Here is a 26,550-nt window from a genome sequence, read left to right as displayed (position 1 = left end):
CCCTTCACCGTAGGGACCTGGCGCGTGGGACGGTATGACCGTGACCGCTGAGAACCTGTCTGTTCCTGCTGCCGAGCTGATGATCGTCGGCCACTACGACAAGCCGGCGGGGTACGGCACCCGCCGCCCCCACGGTTCGCCGAGCTGGCTGCTGCTGTGGACCCAGGCGGGGGAGGGGCGGGTCGAGCAGGCGGGGGCGGCGTTCACCGTGCGCGAGGGGGACCTGGCGGTGCTCGGGCCGGGCTCGGCGCAGCGTTACCGGGTCGCGCCGGGAGCGGGGAGATGGCGGTTCTGGTGGGTGCACTTCCAGCCGCGCCCGTCCTGGACGGCCTGGCTCGCGCCGTACGCGCTGGCCACCGGCTGTCACCTGGTCGAGGGGGTGTCCGTCGGGGTGCGCGACCGCGTCGACCGGGCCTTCGACCGCGCGTTCCAGGACGCCCGCTGGATCCCCGGCCACACCGCCCCCGCCGCCCCCGCCGTGCCCGCCACGCCCGCCGCGTCCACCGCGTCCACCGCGCCGCCCGCGCCGGCGGTCGTCATGGCCAGTCCCGCCCGGGAGCTGGTGCTCGGGGCGGTGGAGGAGGTGCTGGTGCTGGCCACGGCCTCGGCGGGGGCCGTTCCCGCGCCGGGGGCCGAGGGCGGGGACGAGCGGGTGCGCCGGGTGCTCGACCTCATCGCCGCCGAGCCCGGGGCCCAGCACTCGGTCGCCTCGCTGGCCCGCGCGGTGGCGCTGTCGCCGTCCAGGTTCGCGCACCTGTTCGCGGCCGAGACCGGCCTGACCCCGATGGGCGCCGTGCGCCGGGCGCGGGTGCGGCACGCCGCGAGCCTGCTGGAGGTGACCGACCTGGACGTCGGCCAGGTGGCCGCCGCCTCGGGGTTCGTCAGCCCGTTCCACTTCAGTCGCGCCTTCAGGCGCGAGTACGGCCTGCCGCCCCGCGACTACCGCGCCCGCCTGCGCCGCCCCTGACCCCCGCCAGCCCCGGCCCGGCTCAAACCTCGACCGGCCCGCCGCTGCGCCAGTAGACGTTGCCCTCCCTGGACAGCAGCCCCTCGTCCACCAGGTAGCGGCGCAGCGCCGCGAAGTCGTCGTGGAAGGCCCGCAGAGCCACGTTGACGTCGGTCTCGGGGTAGCGCACGCCCGGCTCGAACACCCGCGAGACGTAACGCAGCACGATCAGCCGCTTGTCGCGGCGCATGCCCATGGTGGTCAGCCGGCCGTCGACCAGGAACGTGCGCAGCACCCGCTCCTCGGCGCTCAGCTCGGCGGGGGGCTCGGCCCGCTCCCGCAGCAGCTCGCGGAAGCGCTCCGGCCGGGCCCGCCACTTGCCGTCGTCGTCGCGTTCGGCCAGGCCGCCGCTGGCCAGGCGGTCGAGCGCCTTGGGGGGCAGGTCGCCGGTGTCACCGAGCACCAGGGACGCGAGTGCGCGCAGGGTGTCGTCCTGGCAGAGCAACCCGAGCACGCGTCTGAGGTCTTCGTCGCTCACCCCTACCATTTTGTCCCATGATCGCAGCACTGTTCGTCGCCGTCGGCCTGGCCATCCCGGGCAACTTCCTGCTGTACGAGAAGGACGCCGCCAAGAAGGACCCCAACCCCGAGCACAGCTGGACGGTGTCGGGCAGGAAGAGCGCCCAGCTCGTCGTGAACCCGTGCCAGAAGGCGGGGCTGGGCCAGGCCGGCCGCACGGCGGCCAGGACGATCGTCTACACGTCGGTGCCCGACTACTCCAAGTCCGAGCAGGTGATCCTCTACTCCTCGCCGGAGGCGGCGGGCAAGGCGGTCGGCGACCTCAGGGCGGCCGTACGGGCCTGCGGCACCGCGGCGTACCGGTACGGCGCATCCAAGATCGCGCTCGGCGACGAGGGCCTGCTGGTCACCGGCCAGGCCTACGACCACGGCAAGCCGGCCGTCGGCGGCGAGCGGGCCGTCGTGACCCGCCGCGCCAACGCCCTGATCGTCTACACGGCCGGCGGCGAGTGGGGCAAGCCTGCCAAGGCCGACTTCAGCCGGCAGCGGAAGGACGCGGGCACGATGCTCGCCAAGATCTGCACGCTTGCGGAGTGCTGAATGTCTCGATCTTGAGACGTCGCCATGACCGGACGCCTACTTTCGCCGTCCGACAATGAAGCGACAAGCCGGTGCCGGAACGCCCTTGCCAGTCCGTTCCGGCACACGGCTTGTTCTCTTTCCGCAGCCGCTCAGAGCCGGTTGAGGCCGAGCACGTGCAGCACGGCCCGGCCCTCCTCGTCGGAAGAGGTCAGGTCGACCTGGGCGTCGATGCCCCAGTCGCCGTCGCCGGCCGGGTCCTTGATCGTCTGGCGCACCCGCCACAGGCCGCTCTCCTCCTCGATCCGCAGCAGCGCGGGCCCGCGCGCGTCGGCGTCGGTGAAGATCTCCTCGTGGTCGGCGTAGTACGCGTCGAGCGCCGCGCCCCAGTCGACGTCGGGGGCCAGCTCCTCCAGCTCGTCCTCCTTCTCGATGGCGCACAGCTCGACCAGCCGGAACATGGCGTTGCGCACCAGCACCCGGAAGGCCCGCGGGTTGGCCGTGACCGGCCGCACCTTGGTCTCCAGCTGCGCCTGGCGCTCCAGCGCCTCCTCGGGGTTGGTCAGCTTCTCCCACTCGTCGATCAGCGAGGAGTCGACCTGCCGGACCAGCTCGCCCAGCCACTCGATGAGATCGACCAGGTCCTCGGTCTTCAGGTGCTCGGGGACCGTGCGCGACAGCGTGCGGTAGGCGTCGGCCAGGTAGCGCAGCACCGTGCCCTCGGAGCGGGCCAGCTCGTAGAACTGGATGTACTCGCCGAACGTCATCGCGCGCTCGAACATGTCGCGCACCACCGACTTCGGGCTGACCGTGTAGTCGCCGACCCACGGGTGGCCACGCCGGTAGGTCTCGTACGCCCCGAGCAGCAGGTCGTCGAGCGGCATCGGGTACATGACCTCGGCGAGCGCCTCCATGCGCTCCTCGTACTCCATGCCGTCGGCCTTCATCTGGGCGACCGCCTCGCCGCGCGCCTTCTTCAGCTGCGCCGACAGGATCTGGCGGGGGTCGTCGAGGATGGACTCGACGATCGAGACCATGTCCAGCGCGTACGAGGGCGACTCGCGGTCGAGCAGGTCGAAGGCGGCCAGCGCGAACGTGGACAGCGCCTGGTTGAGCGCGAAGTCCTCCTGCAACTCGATCGTCAGCCGGGCCCGCCGGCCCTGCTCGTCGGGCTCGGCGAACTGCTCGACGATGCCGCCGGCCAGCAGCGACCGGTAGATGGCGATGGCCTGGCTGATGTGCCGCCGCTGCCACTTGCGGTCTTCGTGGTTGTCGGTGAGCAGGTGTCTCATCGCCTGGAAGCAGTCGCCCGGCCGGTTGATCACGGCCAGCAGCATCGCGTTGCTCACCTTGAAGCGGGAGTTGAGCGGCTCGGGCTCGGCCTGCTGCAACTTCTCGAACGTCTCCTCGCTCCAGCCGACGAACCCCTCCGGCGGCTTCTTGCGCGCGTAGCCGCGCCGCCGCTTGGGGTCGTCGCCGATCTTGGCCAGCGCCTTGGCGTTCTCGATGTCGTGCTCGGGGGCCTGGCAGGCGACGTAGCCGATGGTGTCGAAGCCCGCGCGCCCGGCCCGCCCGGCGATCTGGTGGAACTCGCGGGCGCGCAGCCGGCGGACCTTGTTGCCGTCGTACTTGGACAGGGCGGTGAACAGGACGGTGCGGATGGGCACGTTGACGCCGACGCCGAGCGTGTCGGTGCCGCAGATGACCTTCAGCAGCCCCGCCTGGGCCAGCCGCTCCACCAGCCGCCGGTATTTGGGCAGCATGCCGGCGTGGTGGACGCCGATGCCGTGCTTGACCAGCCGCGACAGCGCCCGGCCGAACCGGGTGGTGAACCGGAAGCCGCCGATCATCGCGGCGATGGCCTCCTTCTCGGCCTTGGTCGCCATGTTGATCGACATGAGCGCCTGGGCCCGCTCCATGGCCGCGGCCTGCGTGAAGTGCACGACGTAGACGGGGGCCTGCCCGGTGGTGAGCATCTCCTCCAGCGTCTCGTGCAGCGGCGTCATCCGGTAGGAGTACACCAGCGGCACCGGCCGCTCGGCGTGCTTGACCACCGCCGTGGGCCGCCCGGTGCGCCTGGTCAGGTCGCGCTCGAACATCGACACGTCGCCGAGCGTGGCCGACATCAGCACGAACTGCACATTGGGCAGCTCCAGCAGCGGCACCTGCCAGGCCCACCCGCGGTCGGGCTCGGCGTAGAAGTGGAACTCGTCCATCACGACCTGGCCGATGTCGGCCGCCGCGCCGTCGCGCAGGGCCACGTTGGCCAGGATCTCGGCCGTGCAGCAGATGATGGGCGCGCCCGGGTTGACGCTGGCGTCGCCGGTCATCATGCCGACGTTGGCGGTGCCGAAGACGGCGCACAGGTCGAAGAACTTCTCCGACACCAGCGCCTTGATCGGCGCGGTGTAGAACGTGCGCACGTCACGGGTCAGCGCGGCGAAGTGGGCCCCGGCGGCGACCAGCGACTTGCCCGAGCCGGTCGGCGTGGCGAGGATCAGGTTGCTGCCGGAGACGACCTCGATGAGGGCCTCCTCCTGGGCGGGATAGAGCGTGAGCCCCCGTTCGGCGTTCCAGGCGACGAACGCGTCGAATATGACGTCGGGGTCGGCGTCGATGTCTTCCGGCAGGCGGTCAACGAGAAGGCTCACGTATCTATCCTGCCGAAGTTTGCCGGGTGGTCGAACCCGCGGCCCCTACCGGAGGTCGAGTTGCATCAGCACGGTGTCGATCCAGCGGCCGTGCTTGAACCCCACGTTGCTCAGCCGTCCCGCCTCCTGGAACCCGAATGCGGCGTGCAGCCGCAAGGAGGCGGGGTCGCCGCCGTCGGCGATCACCGCGATCAGCGAGCGGGCGTCGGTCGCCGACGCCCGCCGGATCAGCTCGCCCAGCAGCAGGCGGCCGAGCCCGCGGCCGGTGGCGCCGGGCGCCAGGTAGATCGAGACCTCCAGGCTGTGCCGGTAGGCGGGCTTGGGCCGGTACTGGCTGAGGTAGGCGTAGCCGATGACCGGGCCGGTGACCGGGCCGATGACCGCGCCGTCGTCCCCGCCGTCGTTCCCGCCGTCGTCCTCGGCGACCAGGAACGGCAGCCCCGCCGCCGTGAGCGCCGCCGCCTTGGCCCGCCACTCGCCGGCCCCCGGCGGCGTCTCGTCGAACGTGGCCACGCCGCCGGTCACGTAGTGGGCGTAGATGGCGGTCACGGCGGGCACGTCGGCCTCGGTCAGGTCGCGGATCGTCGTCATGCCGCCCGATTGTGGCCGGGACGCGTTTCGCCGGTGTTACACGCGGGCCTTCGGCGCGGTCAGCAGCAGGCCGCCGAGCACCGCGAGCACCGCCAGGAACGGGCCGCCGCCCGGCACGAAGCCGCCCACGGTCAGCGTCAGGATCCCGGCCCCGACCAGCCCCGCCGCCCCCAGCATGACCCCGCGGCCGGCGGTCCCGTACGGCAGCGACGGCGGCGTCTCGAACCTCGCGAACGCCCGCACCAGCCCCCACATGACCAGGCACAACATCCCGAACCACACCGGCCAGCCGGCGAACCAGAACAGGCTGCCCGGCTCCGGCGTCTCCACGCCCAGCAGGACCACGACCACGCCGGTCACGGCGAACAGGGCGGGCATGTGCCACAGGTAGACCGTCATGATGCGCGGGCCGGCCCAGTCCAGGACGCGGCGCAGGGGCAGCCGGACCAGCCAGGGGCGCAGCAGCACGGCCAGGCCGATCTGGCCGATGCCGACGGCCATGATGGCCAGCGTGGGCGGGGCCATGTTGGACACCTCGGCGCCGGGCAGGCCGATCATGCTGCCGGGGTAGGGGCCGAACCCGACCAGCAGCGCCGCCACGCCGAACCCGCCGGCCGCCAGCAACGCGGGCAGCCGCACCCGGCCCTCGGCGTAGAAGAAGCCGATCTGGTGGACGGCCAGCCACACGAAGACGATGTTCACGTACCCGGCCGCCTCCAGGCCGGTCGAGAAGCGCACGACGTCCGTCAGCACCGCCCCGGCCGCCAGCGCGACGGGGACCAGCACGCCGAACCTGCGGTGCAGGCGCAGCGCGTACGGCGTGACCGTGACCGCGATCAGGTACACGGCCAGGAACCACAGCAGCTGCCCGGTCAGCTTGGCGCCCACCGCCAGCGGCTGCTCCGGCACCCCCAGCGTGAGCAGCACGTGGGGCAGCGGGATCCACACCGCCGCCAGCGGCAGCAACGGCCAGGCCAGCCTGCGCAACCGTCCGGCCAGCCACTCCTGGTCGCTCTTGACCGACCGGCCGCGGCTGATGGCGTTGGCCGCGCCGCCGGCGAAGAACACCAGCGGCATGACCTGGCTGAGCCACGTCACCACCCACACCCCCGGCGTGGACAGCGCGTTGCCCGTGGTCAGCCGGCCGCCCTCGTAGGACAGGACGGGGATCGTCCAGTGCTGGAGCACGATGAGCGCCATGCCGAGCACGCGCAGCAGGTCGATGAACGGGTCCCTGGCCGTCGCGCGCGGCGCCCGTACCGGGGCGGGACGATCGAGCAGGACGGTCATGGGGGAGCCTCGTTTCGAGCGGGGAGCGGATGACTCAAGGCTTCCGTCCAGGACGCCTGAGCACACTGCCGCGGGCCGCCGTCTTCAGGTCAAGATCACACCACCATGGGGGGTAGGGCCAGCCCTACCCCCGGACGCCTGCGTACCTGCTCGTACCGCCGCGCCGGGGGACTTAGCCTTCATGGCATGCGCTCCCTGATGAGGCGTGTCCTTCTCGACACCCGCTACACGCTGGTCGGTTTCCCGACGGCCGTCATCGGCTTCGTGACCATGGTCGCCGGTTTCGCCGCGGGCGTCGGCACCGCGATCGTGTGGATCGGCGTGCCGCTGCTGGCCGGCACGCTCCTGGTCGCGAGGGGCTTCGCCGACGCCGAGCGCGGCTGGCTCTCCGACGTGCTCAAGCGCCCGCCGGTGCGGCCGCGTTACCGTCCGGCGCCCGAGGGGGCGGGCCGCTTCCGCCGCATCGTCAACCCGCTGACCAACGGCCAGTCATGGCTCGACCTGCTGCACGGCATCCTGAACTTCCCGTTCGCCATCCTGGCGTTCGTGCTGACCGTGGTGTTCTGGGCGATCCCGATCGCCGGGCTGACCTACCCGCTCTACGGCCTGGTCACCTCACGCATCCCCGGCAACGCGGAGCTGCCCGAGCTGCTCGGGCTGGGCTCCGGCTACGTGGTGAACACGATCTTCTACGTCTCGCTCGGCCTGGTCTTCACATTCGTCATGCCGTTCATGGTGCGCGGGGCCGCGCTGGTCAGGGCCGGGCTCGGCCGGGCGCTGCTGACCGGCGTCGCCGAGTTGCAGGAGCGCATCGACGACCTGGCCGAGGGCCGGGCGGCGGCCGTGTCGGCCGAGGCCAACGCGCTGCGCAAGCTGGAGCGCGACATCCACGACGGCCCGCAGCAGCGCCTGGTCTCCCTGGCCATGGAGCTGTCCAGGGCGCAGCGGCAGCTCGCCAAGGACCCCGAGGCCGCCTCGGCCACGATCAGCTCGGCGATCAGCGCCACCCGCGAGACGCTCGACGAGCTGCGGGCCCTGTCGCGCGGCATCGCGCCGCCCATCCTGTCCGACCGCGGCCTCGCGCCCGCGCTGGCCGCCCTCGCCGGACGCTGCACGGTGCCGGTCGACCTCGACGTGCAGATCGTGGGCCGCTTCCAGGCGGCGACCGAGAACGCGATCTACTTCGTCTGCGCGGAAACCCTGACCAACGTGGCCAAACACAGCCGCGCGACCATCTGCACGGTTCAGCTGCTCCGCATCGGTGACGTCCTCATGCTCACGATCGGGGATGATGGTGTGGGCGGCGCACACGTCGCCAAGGGACACGGCCTGGCCGGTCTGGCCGACCGGCTCCGGGCCGTCGACGGGGAGCTCACCGTCAGGTCGCCGGACGGCGGGCCGACGGTGATCGTGGCGGAGGTGCCGTGCGCGTAGTCGTGGCCGATGACGCGGTTCTGATCAGGGAGGGCCTGGTCAGGCTGCTGGAGGAGTTCGGCTGCGAGGTGGTCGCCACCGTGGGGGACGGCGACGCCCTCGTGGAGGCGATCGTCGAGCACAGACCCGACGTGTCGGTGGTCGACGTGCGCATGCCGCCGTCGTTCACCGACGAGGGGCTGCGGGCGGCGGTCGAGGCCCGGCGCCGGGTGTCCGGCGCCCCGGTGCTCATCCTGTCGCAGTACGTCGAGGTCTCCTACGCCGACGACCTGCTCGCCGACGCCCGTGGCGCGGTGGGCTACCTGCTGAAGGACCGGGTCGTCGACGTCGACGAGTTCCTGGAGGGCCTGCGACGGGTGGCGGCGGGAGGCACCGTGTTCGATCCGCAGGTGGTGTCCCAGTTGATGGTCCGCAGACGCAAGGACGACCCGCTGGCGCAGCTCACGCCGCGCGAGCGCGAGGTGCTCGGGCTGATGGCCGAGGGCAAGTCCAACCCGGCCATCGGGCGGCAGCTCGTCATCAGCGACGGCGCCGTGGAGAAGCACATCAGGAGCATCTTCAACAAGCTGGGCCTCTACGCCGACGACAGCGACCAGCATCGCCGCGTGCTCGCCGTGCTGGCCTACCTGAGGTCCTGACCTCAGCCTGACATCGACCGCCTGAGGTTGACCCCTCGGCCGGGCCCGCCGTGGAGCGTGCGCCGCTCTCCGGCCCCTCCTGGCCCTACGAGGGGTCGCCGGCCGGTCCGCGCGACGTGGCGCGCGGACCCGGCCGCCCGGTCCTAGCCGAGCGCGTCGACCAGCTTCTTGCGCTGCTGGGCGCCGAGGCCGCCGAGACGGCGCTTCTCGTCGACGCCGGCCTCCTCCATCAGCGCGGTGGCCTTGGCCGGGCCGACGCCCTTGACGGCGCGCAGGGCCTGGGACACCTTGATCTTCTTGGCGATGTCGTCGTCGCGCTCCAGGAGCTGGGCGAAGGTCAGCTCACCCGCCTTGACCTTGGCGAGCAGGGCCGTGCGGGCCGCGCGGGCCTCGGCCGCCTTCGCCAGAGCCGCCTGACGCTGCTCGGGGGTGAGAGTGGGAAGTGCCATCTCGTTCTCTCCTCGGGGAGTTGGGTTCGGGAAACTGTTTCCCGTGGTGCAGTGGCTAATCATGGCGGATACCAGCGGTTCGTGTTGCGGAAAGCGCCCGCTCAACGAGTCCGCCACACCAGGGCGGCCGCTTCGGCGCACGCCACGTCCTGGCTGATCGTGCCGCCGCTGACCCCCACGCCGCCGGCCACCCGCTCCCCTTCGCCGTTGTCCGCCCAGAGGGGTATGCCACCCCCGAAACAGACGAATCTGTCACCAGTCAGGCCGAAGAGCTCCCCGCCCGGCGCCACCAGCGCAGCGAGGTCCGCGGTGGCCGCGCGAAGGGCCACCGACGTGTACGCCTTGCCCGGCGCGAGCACCGGCCCGGCGATCTCCGCACCCGCCATACGCTGGAAAGACACCAGATGTCCGCCCGCGTCCACGACCGCCACCGAGACCAGCGCGCCCTCCCGGACGGCCTGCTTCAGAGCGGCCTCGGTCATGCGGAGCGCGAGTTCGAGATCCACGCGTTCACACCCCCGTCGATGATCATGAGCGCGCCGGGCCCTTCCATCCGTACAGCGCCGGGGGAGGGGGCGCAAGATCGCCTGGTCGGGGGTCGTGCCGCCGGAAGTTATTGCAAGATTTTCCCCTTGAGGGTGGAATGCGTCACATTTCGTGATCCGGGCGTGTCGGCGCCCTGGTCGGGGCCCCTTTCGCGCCATCTCTCCAGCCCTTCGGGGGTCAGGAAGGCGTCGAACACCGACTCCATGGCCCCCAGCAGGGCCGCGCGCCAGCCCAGCGCGGCGGCCTCGATCCGGGGCGGACGCTCCCGCCGGATGGCCATCAGCGCGGGCCGGCAGGAGTCCGTCAGGGCCTCGCCCGCGCGCTCCAGCAGCGCGACGCCGTGCCCGGAGAGCGTGACGACCTCGGGGTCGTGCGCGTTGACCAGGGCGGCGATGCCCCGGCCGAGCGCGCGGGCCCCGGCCTCGACCGCCTCCGGGCTGCTCGCCAGCACCTCCTCCGCCTGCGCGCGGCCCCGGCCGCCGCCGTGGGCCAGGCCCACGTGGCGCAGCAGCGCGTTCGCGCCCACCTCCTGGCCCCAGCAGCCGGTCGCGCCGCACGCGCACGGACGGTCGCCGCCGCCCAGCGGCATGTGGCCGAATTCGGCGCCGGGGCCGCTCGCGCCGTCCAGCGGCCGGCCGTCCACGACGAGGACGCCGCCGAGGTCGAAGTCCACGTGCAGGTGCAGGCCCACCCGGACGCCGCGCAGCCGTCCGCGCCGGGCCTCGGCCAGGGCGGCCAGGCCCGTGTCGTTGCCCACCAGGACCGGGTCCGGGCCGGCCGGCCGCCACGCGAGGCCCAGCAGCCGGGGCACGTCCACCGACCGCCAGCCCAGGTGGGCGATGTCGACCAGCGCGTCGTGCCGGACCGGGCCGGCGAGGGCCACCCCGAGGCCGACCACCCGCCGCGACAGGTGGTCGGCCACCGCCTGGCCGAGCGAGGCCAGGGCGCCCTCCGGGGTGCCGTCGTGCGGCTGGACCTCCAGCACGCTCACCCGTCCGCCGAGCTCGCACGCCGCCAGCTCCCAGGCGTCCTCGCGCACGTCGGCGGCCAGGGCCAGCGGGCCCAGCGGGTGGGGGCCGGGCACCTGGGTGGGCCGTCCCCTGGTGTGCCCGGCTGCGGGCTCCTCGTGCAGCAGGCGGTCCTCGGCCAGGCCGGCGACCAGCACCGACGCCGTGCCCCTGCTCAGGTTGAGGTCGCGGGTGAGCTGCGACCTGGTACGGGTCGCCGCGCAGTCGTGCACCGCGCGCAGCAGCCGGACCCGGTTGTGCGCGCGAAGTTCGCCGCTCGTCGTAGCACTTTTCACGACTCCCAGCTTATGCTCTAGGCGTGAACAAAAGCCTCATTGATGCCAGACGGGCACGTGTCGGAGTCTTCGGTCTCTTCTCCCTGAGCGGATTCGTGATGGGCCTGTGGGCGGCCGGCCTGCCCTCGTTGAACGACCGCCTCGGCCTCGGCGCCGCCAGGCTGGGCACCGTCCTGTTGCTGATCTCCGGCGGCGCGCTGGTGTCGATGCTGGTGGCCGGGCGGCTGGTGGACAGATGGTCCAGCCGGCGGGTGTCCTGGATCGGCGGGCCGCTGTCGGCCGTGCTGCTCCTCGGGCCCGCGCTGGCCCCCTCGTACGGGCCGCTGATGGCGCTCGCGCTGGCGTTCGGGATGGGGCTGGGGGTGGTCGAGGTCGCCATCAACGCCCACTCCGTCGAGGTCGAGCGGGTCTACGGCCGGCCCATCATCTCGGCCTTCCACGGCACGTGGAGCCTGGGCGGGGCGGCCGGGGGCGTGCTGACGTCCCTGGCGCTGCGGGCGTCGGTCGACCCGCAGGCGCTGCTGGTGGCGGGGGCGATCGTCGTCCCGTTCCTGTACCTGCTGGCCTGCCGCCTGCTGCTGCCCGACGCCGCCCGGCAGGCCGGCGAGCAGGCGGACGGCGGCGAGGGCGGCGGCACGCTGAAGTGGGCGCTGATCGCGCTGCTCGGGGTGGCGGCCTTCGCCGGGCACCTGAGCGAGGGCGCGGCCATCGACTGGGCCGCCCTGCACGCCCGCTGGGTGCTGCACACCGACCCGGCCGACGCGCCGCTGGCCTACACGATCTTCTCGGTCGCGATGACGACCGTCCGCCTGCTCGGCGACCCGATCAGGGCCAGGCTGGGCTCGGTGCGCACGATCCAGCTCGCCGGCGGCTTCGCCACCCTGGGGTACGTCCTGGTGCTCCTCGCCCCGGCGCTCGGCGGGCCGTTGCGCGTGGTGTGCGCGTGGACCGGCTGGGCGCTGGCGGGCGTGGGGCTGGCCACCGTCGTGCCGGTGCTGTTCAGCGCGGTCGGCGCGGCGGGCGGCCCGGTGGGGCGCGCGCTGGCCATGGTGACGGCCTTCGGCTACAGCGGGCTGCTGCTCGGCCCGGCGGTCCTCGGGTACGTGGCCGAGGCCACGCAGTCGCTGCCCGTCGCCCTGATCATCCCGGCCGTCCTGGCCGCCGTCGTCGCGCTCAGCGGCGCCCCGGGGATCCGCCTGCTCACGCGGCAGTCGCCGCCCGCCCCCGTCCCCGCCGAACGCCCCGCGTAGCGGCCGGACGTTCCGTGCGGCCGCGGGCGTCCCGCGTGGCCGCTCGGGCGTTCCCCACGGCCCTGGGTCGCTCCTGACGCGCCCGCTTCCCCGAACCCGGGGGAGCGGGCGCTCTTCTTTTGCCCATATGCCCGCTGACCTGGCGTTATGGGATCGTGACTTGACCCGGAAGTGAGGGCCCGGTTTCATGTGCGAAACACGGTAAACGTTTACAGACACTTTCCCGTAAACGTTTACCTTCTTGGAAGGACAGCCTTGGCCGACGGACCCACGATCACCACGATCGCCGAGCGCGCCGGTGTCTCGATCGCCTCCGTCTCGCGGGTCCTCAACGGCCTGCCGACCAGGCAGGAGACCGTGCGCAAGGTGATGGCCGCCGCCGACGAGCTGGGCTACGTGCGCAACGCCGTGGCCAGGTCGCTCAAGTCCCGGCGCACCCACCAGGTCGCCTTCGCCATGGCCGACGTCGGCAACCCCGCCTACCTGGCGATGCTGCGCCAGATCCAGCCGGTGCTCAAGGCGGCCGGCTACCGGCTCGTCCTGCACTCGACCGACGCCGTCGTGGCCGACGAGATCGACGTGCTGCACAGCCTGGGCGAGCGGTACGTGGACGGGCTGATCATGAGCCCGCTCCGGGTCACCGACGCCCACCTGCAGATGCTGGCCGCGGCCAGGGCGCCCGTCGTGATCATCGGCACGGTGCCGGAGGGCACGCCGGTGGACAACGTACGGGCCGACTCGCGCACCGGCGTCAAGCTCGCCGTCGACCACCTGCACGCGCTCGGCCGCCGGCGCATCGCGCTGGTCAACGGCCCGCCCGACACCTGGCCCGGCGCCTCGCGCGGCGCGGCCTACCGCGAGGCGCTGGAGCAGCTCGGCCTGCCCTACGACGACGACCTGGTCCAGATCGGCGACTTCTACCGCGCGCAAGGGGGCCGCGCGGTGGCCGAGCTGCTGGACCGGGCGCCCGACGTCGACGCGCTGATGTGCGCCAACGACCTGATCGCGCTCGGCGCGCTCGACGTGCTGCGCGCCGCCGGCCGCCGGGTGCCCGAGGACGTGGCGGTGGTCGGCATGGACGACACCGACCTGGCCGCCGCGTCCTGGCCGTCGCTGTCGAGCGTCTCGCTCGGCTCGGCCGAACGCGGCAAGGCCGCCGCGGAGCTGCTGCTCGACCGCCTGAACGGCGACGACGCCGCGCCGCGCGTGATCACCGTTCCGCCGCGCCTGGTGGTGCGGGCCTCGACGGCGGGCGAGACCTACGGACATGAGGGAGGCAGGACGTGACCGCGACCGTGACGACGGCGGCACCGCCCCGGCGCCCGCCTTCCCGGCGGCGTCCCAAGTCGCGCGGGAACCGCGAGATGTGGCTGCTCATGCTGCCCGCGCTGGTGCCCGTCGCGCTGTTCAGCGTCGGCCCGCTGCTGTACGGCATCGGCCTGGCCTTCACCGACGCCCGCAACACGCGCGTCCACGAGACCAGCTTCGTCGGCCTGGAGAACTTCGGCCGGCTGCTCACCGACGACGACTTCTGGGCCTCCTTCCGGATCGGCGCGATCTGGTCGGTCTCGGTGACCGTGCTGCAGTTCCTGGCCGCGCTCGGCCTGGCGGTGCTGCTCAACCAGAACCTGCGCTTCAGGACCCTGGCCCGGGTGCTCGCGGTGGTGCCGTGGGCGATGCCGCCGGTGGTCATCGGACTGATGTGGAAGCTCGTCTACCACCCCGACGCGGGCATCCTGAACAGCCTGCTCGGCACGCACGTCAACTGGCTGGCCGACTTCTCGCTCGCGCTGCCCGCGATCATCGTGGTGGGCGTCTGGACCGGCATGCCGCAGACCACCGTGGTCCTGCTCGCCGGACTCCAGGGCATCCCGAAGGAGCTCTACGAGGCCGGCGAGGTCGACGGCGCGGGCCGCTGGCGGCGGTTCTGGAGCATCACGCTCCCGCAGCTGCGGCCGGTGATCGTGTCGATCACCTCGCTCGACTTCGTGTGGAACATCAACCAGTTCGGCCTGGTCTACGTGCTCACCCAGGGCGGGCCCGGCGGCCAGACCCGGCTGCCGATGTTGTTCGCCTACGAGGAGGCGTTCCGCTACCGGATGGCCGGATACGCCTCGATGCTCGGCCTGGCCATGGCGATCGTCGTGCTCACGGTGCTCGGCCTGTACCTGTGGCGCCAGATGAGGGAGACCCGATGAGACGCGCCCCGCAGTACGTCGCGCTGGTCGCGTACATCGTCTTCCTGGCGTTCCCGCTGTTCTGGCTGCTGTCCACGGCGCTGAAGACGCCCCAGGAGATGGCGCTGGCCGACCCGACGTGGATCCCGCGCGAGCCGACCCTGTCCAACTTCTCCGACGCCTTCGGCGAACAGGACCTGATCGGCGCGGCCGGCCGCAGCCTGGTGGTGGCGCTGTTCAGCAGCGTGATCACCGTGCTGATCTCGCTGCCGGCCTCGTACGCCATGGCCCGCTACCGCAGCCTGCTCAACAAGGTCGCGATCGGCTGGGTGCTGGTCAGCCAGGTCTTCCCGTTCATCCTGATCATCATCCCGCTCTTCATGATCCTGCGGGATCTGGAGCTGGTGAACACCCTGCCGGGGCTCGTCGTCGTGCACGTGACGTTCACGCTGCCGTTCGCGCTGTGGATGCTCCAGGGCTACGTGCGGGCCGTGCCGCGCGAGCTGGAGGAGGCCGCGGCCGTCGACGGCGCGACCCGGCTGCGCTCGATCGCCAGCGTGGTGGCGCCGCTGCTCGCGCCCGGCGTGGTGGCCACGCTGCTGTTCTCTTTCATCTCGTCGTGGAACGAGTTCCTGTTCGCGCTCGTGATCCTCCAGGACCCCGACGTGATGACACTCCCGCTCACGCTGGTGCGGTTCACCGGCCCCGAGGGGGTGGCCAGGCTCGGCCCGCTGGCCGCGGCGTCGCTCATGGCGACGATCCCGAGCCTGATCTTCTTCGCAATCATTCAGCGGCGACTGAAGTCCGGCCTGATGGCCGGCGCCGTGAAGGGCTAGTAGGAGGCTCATATGCGAATCAAGTCCGCATTGGCGGCGGCGGCCGTCGTCGCGTTCGCCGCCGCGTGTGGCGGCAGCGGAGGAGGGGGCGGTGGAGAGGCCGCCTCGTCCGGCGAGCCGGTGAAGCTCAACTTCCTCAGCCTGGCCTGGCAGAAGGAGTCCGTCGCGGCCAACAAGCAGATCGTCGACGAGTGGAACAAGGCCAACCCCAAGACCCAGGTCACCTACGTGCAGGGCAGCTGGGACAACGTCAACGACCAGCTCGTCACCCAGTTCGCCGGCGGCACCGCGCCGGACGTGATCCACAACGACTCGCCGGCGCTGGCCGGGTTCGCCTCCGACGGCTACCTGCTCGACCTGACGAGCAAGCTGCCCGCCGACCTCAAGGGCGACATCCCGCAGTCCGCCTGGGACACCGTCACCTTCAACGGCGGCAAGGGCGAGCAGGGGATCTACGGCGTGCCGTTCCTGCAGGAGTCGCAGGTCATCATCGCCAACAAGAAGCTCCTGGACGCCTCCAAGGTGCGCGTCCCCACCGCGGACAACCCGTGGACCTGGGACGAGTTCTCCGAGGCCGCCAAGAAGATGACCAAGGGCGGCACGTTCGGCGTGGCCTGGCCGATGAAGTCGCCGGTCAACAAGACGCTCAACCTGGCGCTCAACTTCGGCGGCACGTTCTTCCAGACCGCCGACGGCAAGACCACGGTCAAGGTCGGGCCCGAGGAGCGCGAGGTGCTCCAGCGCATCCACGACCAGCTCTACAAGGACAAGTCCGCCGACCCGGCCGCGCTCGGCCAGGGCACCGCCGACCCGCTGCCCGCCTTCTACAAGGGCAAGTTCGCGCTGCTGCCGGCCGGCGTCTACCTGCGCCAGCAGGTCGCCGAGCAGGCCCCGGACGACTTCGACTGGGTGACCCTGCCCGCGCCGAAGGGCACCAGCGCCCAGCAGGGCGCGGTCTCGCAGACGCTGTCGATCGCCCAGGACAGCAAGCACCCGGACGAGGCCATGAAGTTCATCTCGTTCTTCCTCAACGGCGCCAACCAGGCCAAGCTCGCCAAGGGCGACTGGCTGCTGCCGACCTCCCAGACGGCCGCCGCCGACCCGGCGATGACCACCCAGGACAACGGCTGGGACGTCGCCACCGCCTCCGCCAAGAACCTGGTCGTGGCCCCGTTCCTGAAGGTGAACGGCTTCGACGAGTGGAAGAGCAAGGTCGCCACGCCGGTCCTCCAGGAGTACTTCGCCAATAAGATCACCATCGACGACGCGGCCAAGCGGCTCGTCGAGGACGGCAACCAGGTCTTGGAGCGGTACCAGCAGTGACTCATCGCCTGAGGGCCCGGGGGTGTCTGCTCGGCCTGGCGGCCGGCGACGCCCTCGGCGCCCCCGCCGAGAACCTGTCGCCGTCGGAGATCCGGCGGCGGTGGGGCCGGCTCACCGAGATCGAGGGCGGCGGCACCGACGACACCGAGTACGCCATCTTCGCCGCCTCGCTGCTCGTCCGGCACGGGCACGCCCTGACCGCGGCCGACGTCGCGCGGGCGTACCGGCAGGAGATCATCCCGTCGGTGACCGGGCCGATGCGCGGCGCCGGGTTCTCCGAGCTGGGCACGATCGAAGCGCTCCGCCGGGGGCTGGAGCCGCCGCTGACCGGGCGCGTCCACCAGCACGGCTGGTCCGACGGGCTGGCCATGCGGGCGGCGCCGTACGGGATCTTCTGCCCCGGCGACCCGGCCGAGGCGGCCCGCCTGATCGAACAGGACGGGCTGGTCAGCGGGTCGGGCGAGGGCATACTCGGCGGCCGCGCGGCCGCCGGTGCCGTGGCCGCCGCCATGGCGGGCGGCACGCCCGCCGAGGCCGTGGCCGCCGCGCTGTCGGTGATCCCCGCCGACTCCTGGACGGCCCGCGCGATCGTCAGGGCGCGCGACGTGCTCGCGACGGGCGCGGACGACGACCTGGCCCTGATCGAGGCGCTGCACGAGGCCGTCGTGGTCCGGCACTACCCCTGGACCGACCTCGCGCCCGAGGCCGTCGCGCTGGCGCTGGGCGCCGTCCTGGCGGGCGGCGGCGAGGTGGAGGCCACGGTGACGTTCGGGGTCAGCCTGGGCCGGGACGCCGACACGATCGGCGCCATCGCCGGCGCGGTCGCCGGCGCGATCCAGGGAGAACAGGGCGTGCCCGGACGATGGGCCGCCCGGATCGGCCCGGTGAGCGGCAAATGCCTGCCCGTCGTGGCCGGAAGACATGTGCTGGACGTCGCCGACGAACTGGCGGAAGGACTGTAGATCATCATGTCGGGGGACAGAATCAGGGGGGCCTTCATCGGGCTCGCCGTGGGCGACGCCGCCGGCTGGCCCGCGGCCAGGCACCGCGCCGCCCTGCACGCGCCCTGGAGCCGGCGCCTGCACCGCGAGCTGGACGCCTTCGCCGAGGAGCACCGGGTCACCACGCTGCCGGTGCCGTTCGCGCTCAACCAGCCGATCGCGCCGCTGGCCGTCGGGCCGTCCGACGACGCCGAATGGCTGGCCTGGACGCTGCTGACGATCGACCGGCCGCGGGCCGCGGCGTTCCGGGAGCTGACCGGCGTCCGGGCGCGCATCTCGGTGGCCACCGCGCTGGACAACCTGGCCAGGGGCGTCGAGCCGCCGGCCTCCGGGCACGACAATCCCCACCACTTCGACGACGCCGCCGCCGTACGGGCGGTCGCGTTCGGGGCTCTGGGCAAGGACCCGACCGAGGACGCCCAGGTGACCAACGCCGGCGACGGCCTGCTCGGGGCCCAGGCCATGGCCGCCGCCGTGGCCGCCGCGGTCGCGTCGGGCTCGGTGGGCCAGGCCGTGGAGGCGGCGCTCGCCGTCCTGCCCGGCGACACCGCCATCGGGCACAACGCCCGGGTGGCGCTGGCCGCGGCGCGGAAGGCGGGCGACCCGTTCGGCGCGGTGCCCGCGCTGGACGCCGCGCTGCTCGACCACGTCTACAGCTACGGCGTGGGCGCCGCCCAGACGGTGCCCGTCGCCTTGGCGCTGGCCGAGGCGGCGGAGGGCGACCTGGCCCGCGCCGTCCCGGCCGCCGCCTGCCTGTCGGCGCTCGCCGACTCGGCGCCCGCGCTGACCGGCGCGCTGGCGGGGGCCGCCAGGGGGTACGGCGCGATCCCGGAGGGGTGGCTCGCGCCGGCCCGCACGCTGGCGGGCTGCTGCCTGCCGGAGCTGGCGGGCAAGGATCTGATCGAACTGACGAAGGGAATCGCATGACGCCGCTTGAGGACAGGGCCACTGGCTGCGTGGCGGGGGCGGCGGTCGGTGACGCGCTGGGCGGCGCCACCGAGGGCTGGACTCCCGAACAGATCGTGGAGCGGTACGGGGGCCGCGTCGAGGGCATCGTGCCGCCGTACAACGAGGACTGGCGCAACGCCCGGCCGATCGCGCCGTACCACAAGGGCGACGGGCACATCACCGACGACACCCTGATGACGCACGCCCTGATCCGCGTGTACGAGAAGGTCGGCGGGCACCTGGGCGCGTACGCGATGGCCGACCACTTCGTGCCGGAGCTGATGGGCGAGCGGCGGTGGATCCCCGAGCTGGAGGCCGAGGCGCTGCCGCTGCAGCGGATCTTCCTGGCCGAGAAGTGGATCGTGGCCCGCCTGCACTACGGGCACGTCGACCCGCGCGAGGCCGGCGTCGGCAACATCGTCAACTGCGGCGCGGCCATGTACGTCGCGCCCGTCGGCATCGTCAACGCCGCCGACCCCGACGCCGCCTACGCCGAGGCCGTCGACCTGACCGGGGCCCACCAGTCCAGCTACGGACGCGAGGCCGCCGGCGTGATGGCCGCCGCCGTCGCCGAGGCCATGCGGCCGGGCGCCACGGTCGACTCCGTGGTCGCCGCCTGCCTGCGCCTGGCCAAGGACGGCACCCGCGCCGCCATCGAGGCGGTCTGCGAGGCCGCGGCCGGCGTCGGCCACTGGGACGGCTCATTCGAGATGCTGCGCGCCGCCGTACGGCCCTTCGACACGGTCGCCGACACCTACCGCGACCAGGGGCTCGGCGCGCGCCGGCCGAGCCGGGTGCACAGCATCGAGGAGCTGCCGCTGGCGCTGGGCTTCCTGGTCGCGGCCAAGGGCGACTTCCGCGACACCGTGCTCGGCGGCGTGAACTACGGCCGCGACGCCGACTCGATCGCCTCCATGGGCGGAGCGATCGCGGGCGCCCTCGGGGGGCTGTCCGCGGTGCCCGCGCAGTGGGTGGAGCAGGTGGGGGCGGCCAGCCGTACCGACCTGGTCGCGCCCGGCCTGGCGATCGCCGAGGTGGCGCGCCGGGTGCACGCCGACGACCTGGCGCGGCGGCGCGCCCACGAGGCCGCCTTCGCCGAGCTGGACGCTCGATGATCAGGCTCACCTGGGTCCAGCCGGAGGACCTGGTCGGCCACGAGCTGCGCCAGGCCGGCGAGGACGGCAGGGGCGACCTGCCGCAGGTGCGCGAGCTGGCCGGACGGTGGCACGCGGCGGGCGGCCACGACGCCCCGCCGCGCGCCGGCGCCTCCGAGGCCGCCGCGGCCCGGCTGCGCCCCCTGGCCGAGAGCCTGCTGGACGAGCTGGCCGCGATCCCCTCGCCGCTGGCCGAGCCCTCCGACCTGGACGCCATCGTCGCCGCCTGCCCCGACTGGCCCGCGGCCGGGATCGCGGCCGGGACCGCGGCGAAGGCGGACCCGGCGCGGCTGCTGGGCGCCTGGCAGGGACGGGCGGCCGGCTGCGTGCTGGGCAAGCCGGTGGAGAAGATCCCGCGCGCCGGCATCAGGCAGATCGCCGAGGCCACCGGCAACTGGCCGATCACCGGCTGGTTCACCGCCGAGGGCCTGCCGGAGGAGATCGCGCGCAGGTGGCCGTGGAACCGGCGCAGCGCGGTCAACTCGCTGGCCGAGAACATCGACGGCATCCCCGAGGACGACGACCTCAACTACCCGCTGCTGGCGTTGTCCGTCCTGGAGCGCCACGGCCGCGGCTTCACCACCGAGGACGTCGCCAAGCTGTGGCTGGACGAGCTGCCGGCCGGCCGCACGTTCACCGCCGAGCGGGTCGCCTACCGCAACCTGCTCGACGGCTTCGAGCCGCCGGAGACGGCCACCCGCCGCAACCCGTTCCGCGAGTGGATCGGCGCCTTCATCAGGACGGACGTCTACGGCTGGGCCAACCCCGGCGACCCCGCCACGGCCGCCGAACTGGCCTGGCGCGACGCCCGGCTGACCCACACCGCCAACGGGATCTACGGCGCGATGTTCGTCGCGGCCATGTGCGCCGCCTCGCTGGTGGCCGGCTCGGCGCGGGAGGCCGTGGAGGCGGGCCTGTCGGTCGTGCCGCGCGACTCCCGCCTGCACGAGGCGGTCAGCCTGGCCGTCGCCGACGCCGTCCGCGAGCCGGACTTCGAGCGTGTCATCGACCTGCTGCACCAGCGGCATGGCACGCTGCACTGGGTGCACACGATCAACAACGCCGCGCTGGTGGCCGCCACGCTGATCCACGGCGCGGGCGACTTCACCGCCACGATCGCGGGCGCGGTCGCCGGCGGCTGGGACACCGACTCGGCCGGGGCCACGGCGGGGTCCGTGGCGGGCGCGCTGATGGGCGGCGTACCGGACCGCTGGCTCATGCGCGACAGCCTGGCCAGCAGCCTGACCGGCTTCGACGGGGTGGGGCTCGGCGAACTGGCGCGACGTACACAGGAGATGATGGCCCCATGATCTCGGTTTTCGGCAGCGCCAACATGGACCTCGTCGCGTACGTATCCCAGGCCCCCAAACGGGGCGAGACGGTCACCGGTCACCGGTTCCGGACCGTGCCCGGCGGCAAGGGCGCCAACCAGGCCATCGCCGCGGCCCGCGCCGGCGCGCAGGTGGCCTTCCTCGGCGCGGTCGGCGACGACGCCTTCGGGGCCGAGATGCGCTCCACCCTGGCCGAGGCCGGCGTGGACGTCCGCGGCCTGCGCCAGGTGCCCGGCCCCAGCGGCATCGCGCACATCGTGGTCGACGACGCCGGCGGCAACTCGATCATCGTCGTGCCCGGCGCGAACGGCACCGTGACCGGGCCGTCCGGCGGCGACCTGGCCACGATCGCCGGGTCGCGGGCCCTGCTGCTCCAGCTCGAACTGCCCATGGAGGCCGTCGTGGCCGCCGCGGAGGCGGCCCGGGTCTCCGGGGTGCCCGCCATCCTGACCCCGGCGCCCGCGCAGCCGCTGCCCGACGAGCTGCTCGACGCGGTCACCATGATCGTCCCGAACGAGCACGAGGCCGCCGACATCACCGGCCAGGCCGACCCCGACGCCGCCCTCGACGCGCTCCTCGAACGCGTCGAGGAGGCCGTCATCACGCTGGGCTCGCGCGGCGCGCTCTACGGCGCGCGCTCGGGCGAGCGGCTGCGGGTGCCCGCGATCGAGGTCAAGGCCGTGGACACCACGGCCGCCGGTGACACGTTCGTCGGCGCGCTGGCGGTCGCGCGGGCCGACGGCCTGGCCCCGGCCGAGGCGCTGCGCTTCGCCTCGGTGGCGGCGGCGCTGTCGGTCCAGCGGGCGGGCGCCAGCACGTCGATGCCGGTCAGGGCCGAGATCGAGGACGCGTTGCGGGAGCTGTCCTAGCCCGTCCTTTGACGTCCGGCCGGGCGTCAAGGGACGCCGTCACGGGCAGGTGGGGGCCATGAACCGAAAGCCCGACGACCTGCCCGCGGCGGTGGGAGGCGTGGAGGGGGAGAGCGACGTGGTCGCCGAGCGGTCCGCCTCAGGGTCGCCCAGGACCCGCCGCCCCCTGTCCGCGGACCCGCCCGATGAGCTGGAGGAGCCCGTCCCGGAGGAGCCGCCCGAGGAGGACGACGAAGGCGAGGACGTCATCCGCCCCGACGCCGGCCCCACCGCCTGACCTGCCGCCTGCTGCACCCGCCGGGACCGCCCGCCGGGACCGCCTGCCCCGGCGGTCGTCAGGCGCCGGGTTGTGTGTGCAGCCGGGCGAGGGTCTGCTCCAGCTCGGCCTGCAGCAGGTCGCCGGCCGCCGTCGCGTCGCCGTCGCGGACCGCCGCCACCAGCGCGGCGTGCGCGTCGTGCCCCGGATTGCGGTCGTGCCCGCGCAGCTCCAGCAGCCCCACCATGTCGATCAGCCCCTCCCGCAACGCCGGCGCGAACTCGGCGAACAGGTCCGTGAGCACCGGGTTGCCCGCCGCCGCCACGACCGCCGCGTGCAGCGCGATGTCGGCGTCGACGAACGCCGCGTCGTCCTCGTCCGCCGCCCGTTCGCGGGCCTGGAGCGCGGCCTCCATCGCCGCGACGTCCTCGTCGGTACGCCGGGCCGCCGCCAGCCTGGCCGCCTGGGTCTCGACCATCATGCGGACCTCGTAGACGTCGGTGATCGCGGCCCGCCGCAGCCGCGCCGGCCAGTCCTCGGCCGGCTCCGAGGCGATGACGAACACCCCCGAGCCCTGACGGGCCCGCACGAGCCCAGCCCCGGCCAGCGCCCGCAGCGCCTCGCGGACCGTGGACCGGCCCACCCCGAGCGTCTTGGCCAGCGCGTTCTCGCCGGGCAGCCGGGTGCCGACCGGCCAGTGGCCCTCGGTGATCTGCTCGCGCAGGTGCTGGACGGCCTGGTCGACCAGGGGGCTGCGGCGGAGGGCGCCGAGCGGCATATGCACCTCTCAGGTTGTCTGAGGACCTGTGTTGTGGTTAGTGTAGCCGCCATGTCGTCGTACGGTCTCCTTCTTCTCGGCCGCCGCGGCGGGGCCTGACCGGACCGGCACCCCGCCGCGGCGTGCGAGGTGCTGCCGGTCGTCCGACCGCCGAAGAAGGAACGAAGACGTGTACGCATGGAACCGGCAGCGCCCCAGCGCGATGCCCTCTCACCGTTACCGGCCCGCCCACGAGCGGGTCGAGGTGCCCCTGACCGGCGAGCGCGCCTGGCCCTCGCGCCGCATCACCGCCGCCCCCCTCTGGGTCCCGGTCGACCTGCGCGACGGCAACCAGGCGCTGGCCGAGCCGATGGACCCGGCGCGCAAGCGCCGCCTGTTCGACCTCCAGGTGCGCATGGGCTTCACGGAGATCGAGGTCGGCTACCCGTCGGCCAGCAGGCTCGACTTCGACTTCCTCAGGGAGCTGGCCGAGCCCGGCGCGGTGCCCGAGGAGGTGACCGTGGTGGCCTTCACCGCCGCCCGGCAGGACCTGATCGAGCGCACCTTCGAGTCGATCCGCGGCCTGCCCGACGTGGTCGTGCACCTCTACACCGCGACCGCGCCCACCTGGCGGAACGTGGTGCTCGGCCACGACCGCGACGCCCTGCGCAAGCTCGTCCTGGACGCGGCCGGCCAGGTCGCCCGCCTGGCCGACGGGCTCCCGGTGCGCTTCGAGTTCTCGCCCGAGGTGTTCAACCTCACCGAGCCCGACTACGTGCTGGAGATCTGCAACGAGCTGACCGCCCTCTGGGACGCCTCCCCGGACCGCCCGGTGATCCACAACCTGCCCGCGACCGTCGAGATCGCCACCCCCAACGTGTACGCCGACCAGATCGAGTACATGCACCGCCACCTCGACCGCCGCGACTCGGTGATCCTGTCGGTGCACCCGCACAACGACCGCGGCACCGGCGTGGCCTGCGCCGAGCTGGCCGTGCTCGCCGGGGCGCAGCGGGTGGAGGGCTGCCTGTTCGGCAACGGCGAGCGCACCGGCAACGTCGACCTGGTGACCCTCGCGCTCAACCTGCACTCCCAGGGCGTCGACCCGATGATCGACTTCTCCGCCATCGACGAGATCCGGCGCGTCGTCGAGCACTGCAACCGCCTGCCCGTGCACGACCGCCACCCCTACGCCGGCGACCTGGTCTACACCGCCTTCTCCGGCACCCACCAGGACGCCATCGGCAAGGGCCTGGCCCACCACGCCGTGCGGGCCGCCGAGCTGGGCGTGCCGCCGGAGCAGGCGCCGTGGGAGGTGCCGTACCTGCCCATCGACCCGGCCGACGTGGGGCGCGGCTACCAGGCGGTCATCCGGGTCAACAGCCAGTCGGGCAAGGGCGGCATCGCGTACCTGCTGGGCGCCCGCCACGGCCTCGACCTGCCGCGCCGCCTGCAGATCGACTTCGCCGCGACGGTGCAGCGGGCCACGGACGACAGCGGCGAGGAGATCACCGCCGACGAGTTGCGGGCGCTCTTCCACGCCACCTACATCGCGCCCGGCGAGCGCTCCTGGTTCGCCTCCTGGCGCACGGCCGAGACCGCGCCGGGGACGCACGAGTTCGAGGGCGTCCTGGAGTCGGGGCGGGCGCTGCGCGGCACCGGCAACGGCCCGCTGTCCGCGCTGACCGCCGCGCTGGCCGGGGACGGCGTCGAGGTCGACGTCCTGCACTACGCCGAGCACGCCGTGGACCCGGGGACGGGCAGCAGCGCCGTCGCGTACGTGGAGGCCCGGGTCGGGGGCGTGACCGGCTGGGGCGCCGGTCAGGACACCTCCGTGCTCACCGCGTCGGTACGGGCGGTGCTGGCCGCCGTCGAGCGGCTCAGTACGTCAGGTACGTGACGCACTCGTCCCGGTACTGCAGGGTCCTCGACCGCAGCCGTCGCGGGTCGGCCAGCACGGCCCGGGAGACCGACGGCACGACGGAGCCGCGTACCGGGGCGAACAGCCGGGCCACGTCGGCGGGTGAGGCGCCCTGCGCGCCGAGCCCGGGAGCCAGGATCGGGCCGTTGAGGTCGGCCAGGGAGTGGTCGAGCGCGGGCAGCGTGGCGCCCATGACCACTCCCACCGGCCCGAACGGCTCGTGGCCCGCGTTGGCCGCGGCGGCCCCGGCGAGCACCAGGTCGGCCACCCGCTGCTGCAGCCCGGCCGCCGCCGGGTTGGAGGTGCGGGCCAGCACGAAGACGCCGGCGTCGTTGGCCACCGCCGAGGTGATCGCCACCTCCAGCGAGCCGAACCCCAGGTAGGGGCTGAGCGTCACCGCGTCGGCGGCCAGCGGGCTGCCCTGGTCGAGGTAGGCCTCGGCGTAGGCGGCCATGGTGGTGTCGACGTCGCCGCGCTTGGCGTCGAGCAGCACCAGCGTGCCGGCCTCGCGCAGATCGGCGATGGTGCGTTCCAGGACGGCGACGCCGCGGCTGCCCCAGCGCTCGTAGAAGGCCGACTGCGGCTTGACCACGGCGGCCACGTCGCTGATCGTGTCGGCCACCGTGCGGCTGAAGCGCTCAAGGCCGCCCGGTGAGTCGTCGAGGCCCCAGGCGTCGAGCAACGCCGGGCTCGGATCGATGCCCACACAGAGCGGGCCGAATTTGTCCAGCCTGGCACGCAGGCGTGTGCCGAACGACTCGTTCATCTAGGCCCCCTTGCGACCCTAACGCACACTAACCCGCCGCCGCCGGAAGCCGGAACGCATCGGCCCCGGATGATATGGCTCGTGCCGTGGGTCTTCCGGAAGCGGGCGCCTGGGTAGATGATGCGGCATGTACGAGATCGCCCAGCGGGTGCTGGTGCTGGAGACCGTCCCGCCGCGCGAGGTGACCGTCGCCGTCGGCATGCCGTACGAGGAGGCGGGGGAGTGGTCGTGCCCGTACCGGATCGACGGGCTGGCCGGGTGGGAGCACGAGCGCCGGGCGACCGGGCGCGACTCGCTGGAGGCGGTCGAGGTGGCGCTGGCCATGGTACGCGCGGCGCTGGCCGGCTCGCACGAGGCCAAGGAGGGCCTGCTCCGGCCGGACGACGCCCCGCCGGACCGCCAGCTCACCCGGACCGTGTACGTCAGCTGGAACAAGGAACAAGACATCGCCTATATCGCGATGAAGCACGAAATCGTGCCAGGTGAGGCGGTACGGCAGACCGTCTCGGAGGACGTCGTCCTCGACTACGGCGCCTCGGGCGACCTGCTCGGCCTGGAGCTGCTCAACGCCGCCACCCGCCTCCCCGCCGAGATGCGCCTCTGAGAGCTCCGGACGCGCGGCCGCTCAGCCCGTCAGCAGCCAGCGCCAGCGCGGCAGTTCCAGCACCACGGTGACCACCGCCAGCACGGTGACCACCGCCGCCACGACCGCGTGCCAGGCCACCCACGCCGCCGCCACCGCCGCCACGAGCTGGAGGGCGACCAGCCCGACCGTCACGAACCCGGGCACGGCGACCAGCACGCTCCGCTTGTCGCCGGGCGTGGCGAACACCGTCGGCAGGCCGATCAGCACCACGACCGACAACACGGCCAGCCACACCGAACCGGGAAGCAGCGCCCACGGCGCCGCGACCCAGGCGACCAGCTCCGACGCGAACCGGAAGACGGAGGCGACCCGGTCGTCCGGACGCGGCCCGGACCGGGCGAAACGCCCCGATATGGAAGACACGAGGGC

27 protein-coding genes are annotated in these 26,550 nt (G+C 73.2%); 17 read left to right on the top strand and 10 right to left on the bottom strand.

Annotated features, from left to right (window positions below):
* Positions 1–40 precede the first annotated feature (40 nt).
* Entirely contained in the window at positions 41–967 is a 927-nt protein-coding gene (locus ACIBK9_RS47820) for a helix-turn-helix domain-containing protein (RefSeq protein WP_397165801.1), read from the top strand.
* A 22-nt stretch (positions 968–989) separates the two neighbouring features.
* Here the strand turns inward: ACIBK9_RS47820 and ACIBK9_RS47815 are convergent, their stop codons facing one another.
* Entirely contained in the window at positions 990–1,493 is a 504-nt protein-coding gene (locus tag ACIBK9_RS47815; RefSeq protein WP_397165799.1) for a DUF2087 domain-containing protein, read from the bottom strand.
* An 8-nt stretch (positions 1,494–1,501) separates the two neighbouring features.
* On the opposite strand from ACIBK9_RS47815, the gene ACIBK9_RS47810 reads away from it, so the two are divergent.
* Positions 1,502–2,065 carry a hypothetical protein gene (locus ACIBK9_RS47810; protein WP_397165797.1) on the top strand — a complete coding sequence of 188 codons (564 nt, stop codon included), beginning with the start codon at positions 1,502–1,504 and terminating at the stop codon, positions 2,063–2,065.
* A 131-nt stretch (positions 2,066–2,196) separates the two neighbouring features.
* Here ACIBK9_RS47810 and ACIBK9_RS47805 read toward each other — a convergent pair whose 3' ends face one another.
* The 3 genes from ACIBK9_RS47805 to ACIBK9_RS47795 are packed head-to-tail and all read right to left on the bottom strand — an operon-like array spanning position 2,197 to position 6,576.
* Complete coding sequence (locus ACIBK9_RS47805; RefSeq protein ID WP_387664859.1) at positions 2,197–4,695, bottom strand: DEAD/DEAH box helicase; 2,499 nt, start codon at positions 4,693–4,695, stop codon at positions 2,197–2,199.
* Positions 4,696–4,740: 45 nt separating this feature from the next.
* Entirely contained in the window at positions 4,741–5,286 is a 546-nt protein-coding gene (locus tag ACIBK9_RS47800; protein WP_397165796.1) for a GNAT family N-acetyltransferase, read from the bottom strand.
* Between the two features lie 36 nt (positions 5,287–5,322).
* Entirely contained in the window at positions 5,323–6,576 is a 1,254-nt protein-coding gene (locus ACIBK9_RS47795) for an acyltransferase (protein WP_397165794.1), read from the bottom strand.
* A 186-nt stretch (positions 6,577–6,762) separates the two neighbouring features.
* Between ACIBK9_RS47795 and ACIBK9_RS47790 the strand changes: the two genes are divergently transcribed.
* On the top strand, positions 6,763–8,010 hold the full coding sequence (locus ACIBK9_RS47790) for a sensor histidine kinase (protein ID WP_397165793.1): 1,248 nt from the start codon (positions 6,763–6,765) through the stop codon (positions 8,008–8,010).
* A complete protein-coding gene (locus ACIBK9_RS47785; RefSeq protein ID WP_358285518.1) occupies positions 8,001–8,648 on the top strand; it encodes a response regulator transcription factor in 648 nt (215 codons plus the stop codon). Before ACIBK9_RS47790 ends, ACIBK9_RS47785 begins: the two co-directional genes overlap by 10 nt.
* Positions 8,649–8,791: 143 nt before the next feature.
* Here ACIBK9_RS47785 and mihF read toward each other — a convergent pair whose 3' ends face one another.
* The 3 genes from mihF to ACIBK9_RS47770 form a co-directional block, all read right to left on the bottom strand.
* Positions 8,792–9,097: an integration host factor, actinobacterial type gene (gene mihF / locus ACIBK9_RS47780; RefSeq protein WP_043641121.1), complete on the bottom strand. Its 306-nt coding sequence runs from the start codon at positions 9,095–9,097 to the stop codon at positions 8,792–8,794.
* 101 nt (positions 9,098–9,198) lie between these two features.
* The gene (locus ACIBK9_RS47775) at positions 9,199–9,603 is read right to left on the bottom strand and encodes a heme-binding protein (protein WP_387664870.1); all 405 of its coding nucleotides are present in this window, start codon (positions 9,601–9,603) and stop codon (positions 9,199–9,201) included.
* Positions 9,604–9,710: 107 nt separating this feature from the next.
* Positions 9,711–10,946 carry an ROK family protein gene (locus ACIBK9_RS47770; RefSeq protein WP_397165792.1) on the bottom strand — a complete coding sequence of 412 codons (1,236 nt, stop codon included), beginning with the start codon at positions 10,944–10,946 and terminating at the stop codon, positions 9,711–9,713.
* A gap of 23 nt (positions 10,947–10,969) precedes the next feature.
* On the opposite strand from ACIBK9_RS47770, the gene ACIBK9_RS47765 reads away from it, so the two are divergent.
* The 11 genes from ACIBK9_RS47765 to ACIBK9_RS47715 all read left to right on the top strand — a co-directional run bounded on the left by ACIBK9_RS47765 (position 10,970) and on the right by ACIBK9_RS47715 (position 22,112).
* Positions 10,970–12,196: an MFS transporter gene (locus ACIBK9_RS47765; protein ID WP_397165791.1), complete on the top strand. Its 1,227-nt coding sequence runs from the start codon at positions 10,970–10,972 to the stop codon at positions 12,194–12,196.
* Between the two features lie 255 nt (positions 12,197–12,451).
* Positions 12,452–13,483 (top strand): LacI family DNA-binding transcriptional regulator, encoded by a 1,032-nt coding sequence (locus ACIBK9_RS47760; RefSeq protein ID WP_352361218.1) that lies wholly within the window; start codon positions 12,452–12,454, stop codon positions 13,481–13,483.
* The gene (locus ACIBK9_RS47755; protein WP_357964307.1) at positions 13,480–14,394 is read left to right on the top strand and encodes a sugar ABC transporter permease; all 915 of its coding nucleotides are present in this window, start codon (positions 13,480–13,482) and stop codon (positions 14,392–14,394) included. The genes ACIBK9_RS47760 and ACIBK9_RS47755 overlap by 4 nt, the downstream gene beginning before the upstream one ends.
* Entirely contained in the window at positions 14,391–15,209 is an 819-nt protein-coding gene (locus tag ACIBK9_RS47750; RefSeq protein WP_357706637.1) for a carbohydrate ABC transporter permease, read from the top strand. Before ACIBK9_RS47755 ends, ACIBK9_RS47750 begins: the two co-directional genes overlap by 4 nt.
* A gap of 12 nt (positions 15,210–15,221) precedes the next feature.
* Entirely contained in the window at positions 15,222–16,532 is a 1,311-nt protein-coding gene (locus tag ACIBK9_RS47745) for a sugar ABC transporter substrate-binding protein (RefSeq protein WP_352361224.1), read from the top strand.
* The gene (locus tag ACIBK9_RS47740) at positions 16,529–17,494 is read left to right on the top strand and encodes an ADP-ribosylglycohydrolase family protein (protein ID WP_397165790.1); all 966 of its coding nucleotides are present in this window, start codon (positions 16,529–16,531) and stop codon (positions 17,492–17,494) included. The genes ACIBK9_RS47745 and ACIBK9_RS47740 overlap by 4 nt, the downstream gene beginning before the upstream one ends.
* Before the next feature lie 6 nt (positions 17,495–17,500).
* The gene (locus tag ACIBK9_RS47735; protein WP_397165789.1) at positions 17,501–18,460 is read left to right on the top strand and encodes an ADP-ribosylglycohydrolase family protein; all 960 of its coding nucleotides are present in this window, start codon (positions 17,501–17,503) and stop codon (positions 18,458–18,460) included.
* Positions 18,457–19,596, top strand: a complete 1,140-nt coding sequence (locus tag ACIBK9_RS47730; RefSeq protein WP_397165788.1) for an ADP-ribosylglycohydrolase family protein — start codon at positions 18,457–18,459, stop codon at positions 19,594–19,596. The genes ACIBK9_RS47735 and ACIBK9_RS47730 overlap by 4 nt, the downstream gene beginning before the upstream one ends.
* Complete coding sequence (locus ACIBK9_RS47725) at positions 19,593–20,945, top strand: ADP-ribosylglycohydrolase family protein (protein ID WP_397165787.1); 1,353 nt, start codon at positions 19,593–19,595, stop codon at positions 20,943–20,945. The genes ACIBK9_RS47730 and ACIBK9_RS47725 overlap by 4 nt, the downstream gene beginning before the upstream one ends.
* Complete coding sequence (gene rbsK, locus ACIBK9_RS47720) at positions 20,942–21,835, top strand: ribokinase (RefSeq protein ID WP_397165786.1); 894 nt, start codon at positions 20,942–20,944, stop codon at positions 21,833–21,835. The genes ACIBK9_RS47725 and rbsK overlap by 4 nt, the downstream gene beginning before the upstream one ends.
* A 58-nt stretch (positions 21,836–21,893) precedes the next feature.
* Complete coding sequence (locus ACIBK9_RS47715) at positions 21,894–22,112, top strand: hypothetical protein (RefSeq protein WP_352361234.1); 219 nt, start codon at positions 21,894–21,896, stop codon at positions 22,110–22,112.
* Between the two features lie 58 nt (positions 22,113–22,170).
* Here ACIBK9_RS47715 and ACIBK9_RS47710 read toward each other — a convergent pair whose 3' ends face one another.
* Positions 22,171–22,869, bottom strand: coding sequence for a FadR/GntR family transcriptional regulator (locus ACIBK9_RS47710; protein WP_397165785.1), 699 nt, complete (start codon positions 22,867–22,869; stop codon positions 22,171–22,173).
* Between the two features lie 202 nt (positions 22,870–23,071).
* Here ACIBK9_RS47710 and ACIBK9_RS47705 point away from each other — a divergent pair, with 202 nt between their 5' ends.
* Positions 23,072–24,748, top strand: a complete 1,677-nt coding sequence (locus tag ACIBK9_RS47705) for a 2-isopropylmalate synthase (RefSeq protein ID WP_397165852.1) — start codon at positions 23,072–23,074, stop codon at positions 24,746–24,748.
* On the opposite strand, the gene pyrF is transcribed toward ACIBK9_RS47705, so the two are convergent.
* A complete protein-coding gene (pyrF, locus tag ACIBK9_RS47700; protein ID WP_364338068.1) occupies positions 24,729–25,535 on the bottom strand; it encodes an orotidine-5'-phosphate decarboxylase in 807 nt (268 codons plus the stop codon). The two genes, ACIBK9_RS47705 and pyrF, sit on opposite strands and share 20 nt — an antisense overlap.
* A 127-nt stretch (positions 25,536–25,662) precedes the next feature.
* On the opposite strand from pyrF, the gene ACIBK9_RS47695 reads away from it, so the two are divergent.
* Positions 25,663–26,139: a DUF2283 domain-containing protein gene (locus tag ACIBK9_RS47695; RefSeq protein WP_387664898.1), complete on the top strand. Its 477-nt coding sequence runs from the start codon at positions 25,663–25,665 to the stop codon at positions 26,137–26,139.
* Positions 26,140–26,160: 21 nt separating this feature from the next.
* Here the strand turns inward: ACIBK9_RS47695 and ACIBK9_RS47690 are convergent, their stop codons facing one another.
* The gene (locus ACIBK9_RS47690; RefSeq protein ID WP_397165784.1) at positions 26,161–26,544 is read right to left on the bottom strand and encodes a hypothetical protein; all 384 of its coding nucleotides are present in this window, start codon (positions 26,542–26,544) and stop codon (positions 26,161–26,163) included.
* Positions 26,545–26,550 lie beyond the last annotated feature (6 nt).

This window comes from Nonomuraea sp. NPDC050227 (genome assembly GCF_044459705.1).
GTDB lineage: Bacteria > Actinomycetota > Actinomycetes > Streptosporangiales > Streptosporangiaceae > Nonomuraea.
Note: the sequence above shows the minus strand (reverse complement) of the source record. Positions and strands in the feature narration are given on the sequence as shown.

Coding starts and splice junctions, on each gene's coding strand:
- ACIBK9_RS47710 (WP_397165785.1), bottom strand. CDS start 22,869: ATGCCGCTCGGCGCCCTCCGCCGCAGCCCCCTGGTCGACCAGGCCGTC.
- ACIBK9_RS47735 (WP_397165789.1), top strand. CDS start 17,501: ATGTCGGGGGACAGAATCAGGGGGGCCTTCATCGGGCTCGCCGTGGGC.
- ACIBK9_RS47810 (WP_397165797.1), top strand. CDS start 1,502: ATGATCGCAGCACTGTTCGTCGCCGTCGGCCTGGCCATCCCGGGCAAC.
- rbsK (WP_397165786.1), top strand. CDS start 20,942: ATGATCTCGGTTTTCGGCAGCGCCAACATGGACCTCGTCGCGTACGTA.
- ACIBK9_RS47705 (WP_397165852.1), top strand. CDS start 23,072: ATGCCCTCTCACCGTTACCGGCCCGCCCACGAGCGGGTCGAGGTGCCC.
- ACIBK9_RS47795 (WP_397165794.1), bottom strand. CDS start 6,576: ATGACCGTCCTGCTCGATCGTCCCGCCCCGGTACGGGCGCCGCGCGCG.
- ACIBK9_RS47745 (WP_352361224.1), top strand. CDS start 15,222: ATGCGAATCAAGTCCGCATTGGCGGCGGCGGCCGTCGTCGCGTTCGCC.
- ACIBK9_RS47815 (WP_397165799.1), bottom strand. CDS start 1,493: ATGGTAGGGGTGAGCGACGAAGACCTCAGACGCGTGCTCGGGTTGCTC.
- ACIBK9_RS47800 (WP_397165796.1), bottom strand. CDS start 5,286: ATGACGACGATCCGCGACCTGACCGAGGCCGACGTGCCCGCCGTGACC.
- mihF (WP_043641121.1), bottom strand. CDS start 9,097: ATGGCACTTCCCACTCTCACCCCCGAGCAGCGTCAGGCGGCTCTGGCG.
- ACIBK9_RS47725 (WP_397165787.1), top strand. CDS start 19,593: ATGATCAGGCTCACCTGGGTCCAGCCGGAGGACCTGGTCGGCCACGAG.
- ACIBK9_RS47715 (WP_352361234.1), top strand. CDS start 21,894: ATGAACCGAAAGCCCGACGACCTGCCCGCGGCGGTGGGAGGCGTGGAG.
- ACIBK9_RS47730 (WP_397165788.1), top strand. CDS start 18,457: ATGACGCCGCTTGAGGACAGGGCCACTGGCTGCGTGGCGGGGGCGGCG.
- ACIBK9_RS47695 (WP_387664898.1), top strand. CDS start 25,663: ATGTACGAGATCGCCCAGCGGGTGCTGGTGCTGGAGACCGTCCCGCCG.
- pyrF (WP_364338068.1), bottom strand. CDS start 25,535: ATGAACGAGTCGTTCGGCACACGCCTGCGTGCCAGGCTGGACAAATTC.
- ACIBK9_RS47790 (WP_397165793.1), top strand. CDS start 6,763: ATGCGCTCCCTGATGAGGCGTGTCCTTCTCGACACCCGCTACACGCTG.
- ACIBK9_RS47750 (WP_357706637.1), top strand. CDS start 14,391: ATGAGACGCGCCCCGCAGTACGTCGCGCTGGTCGCGTACATCGTCTTC.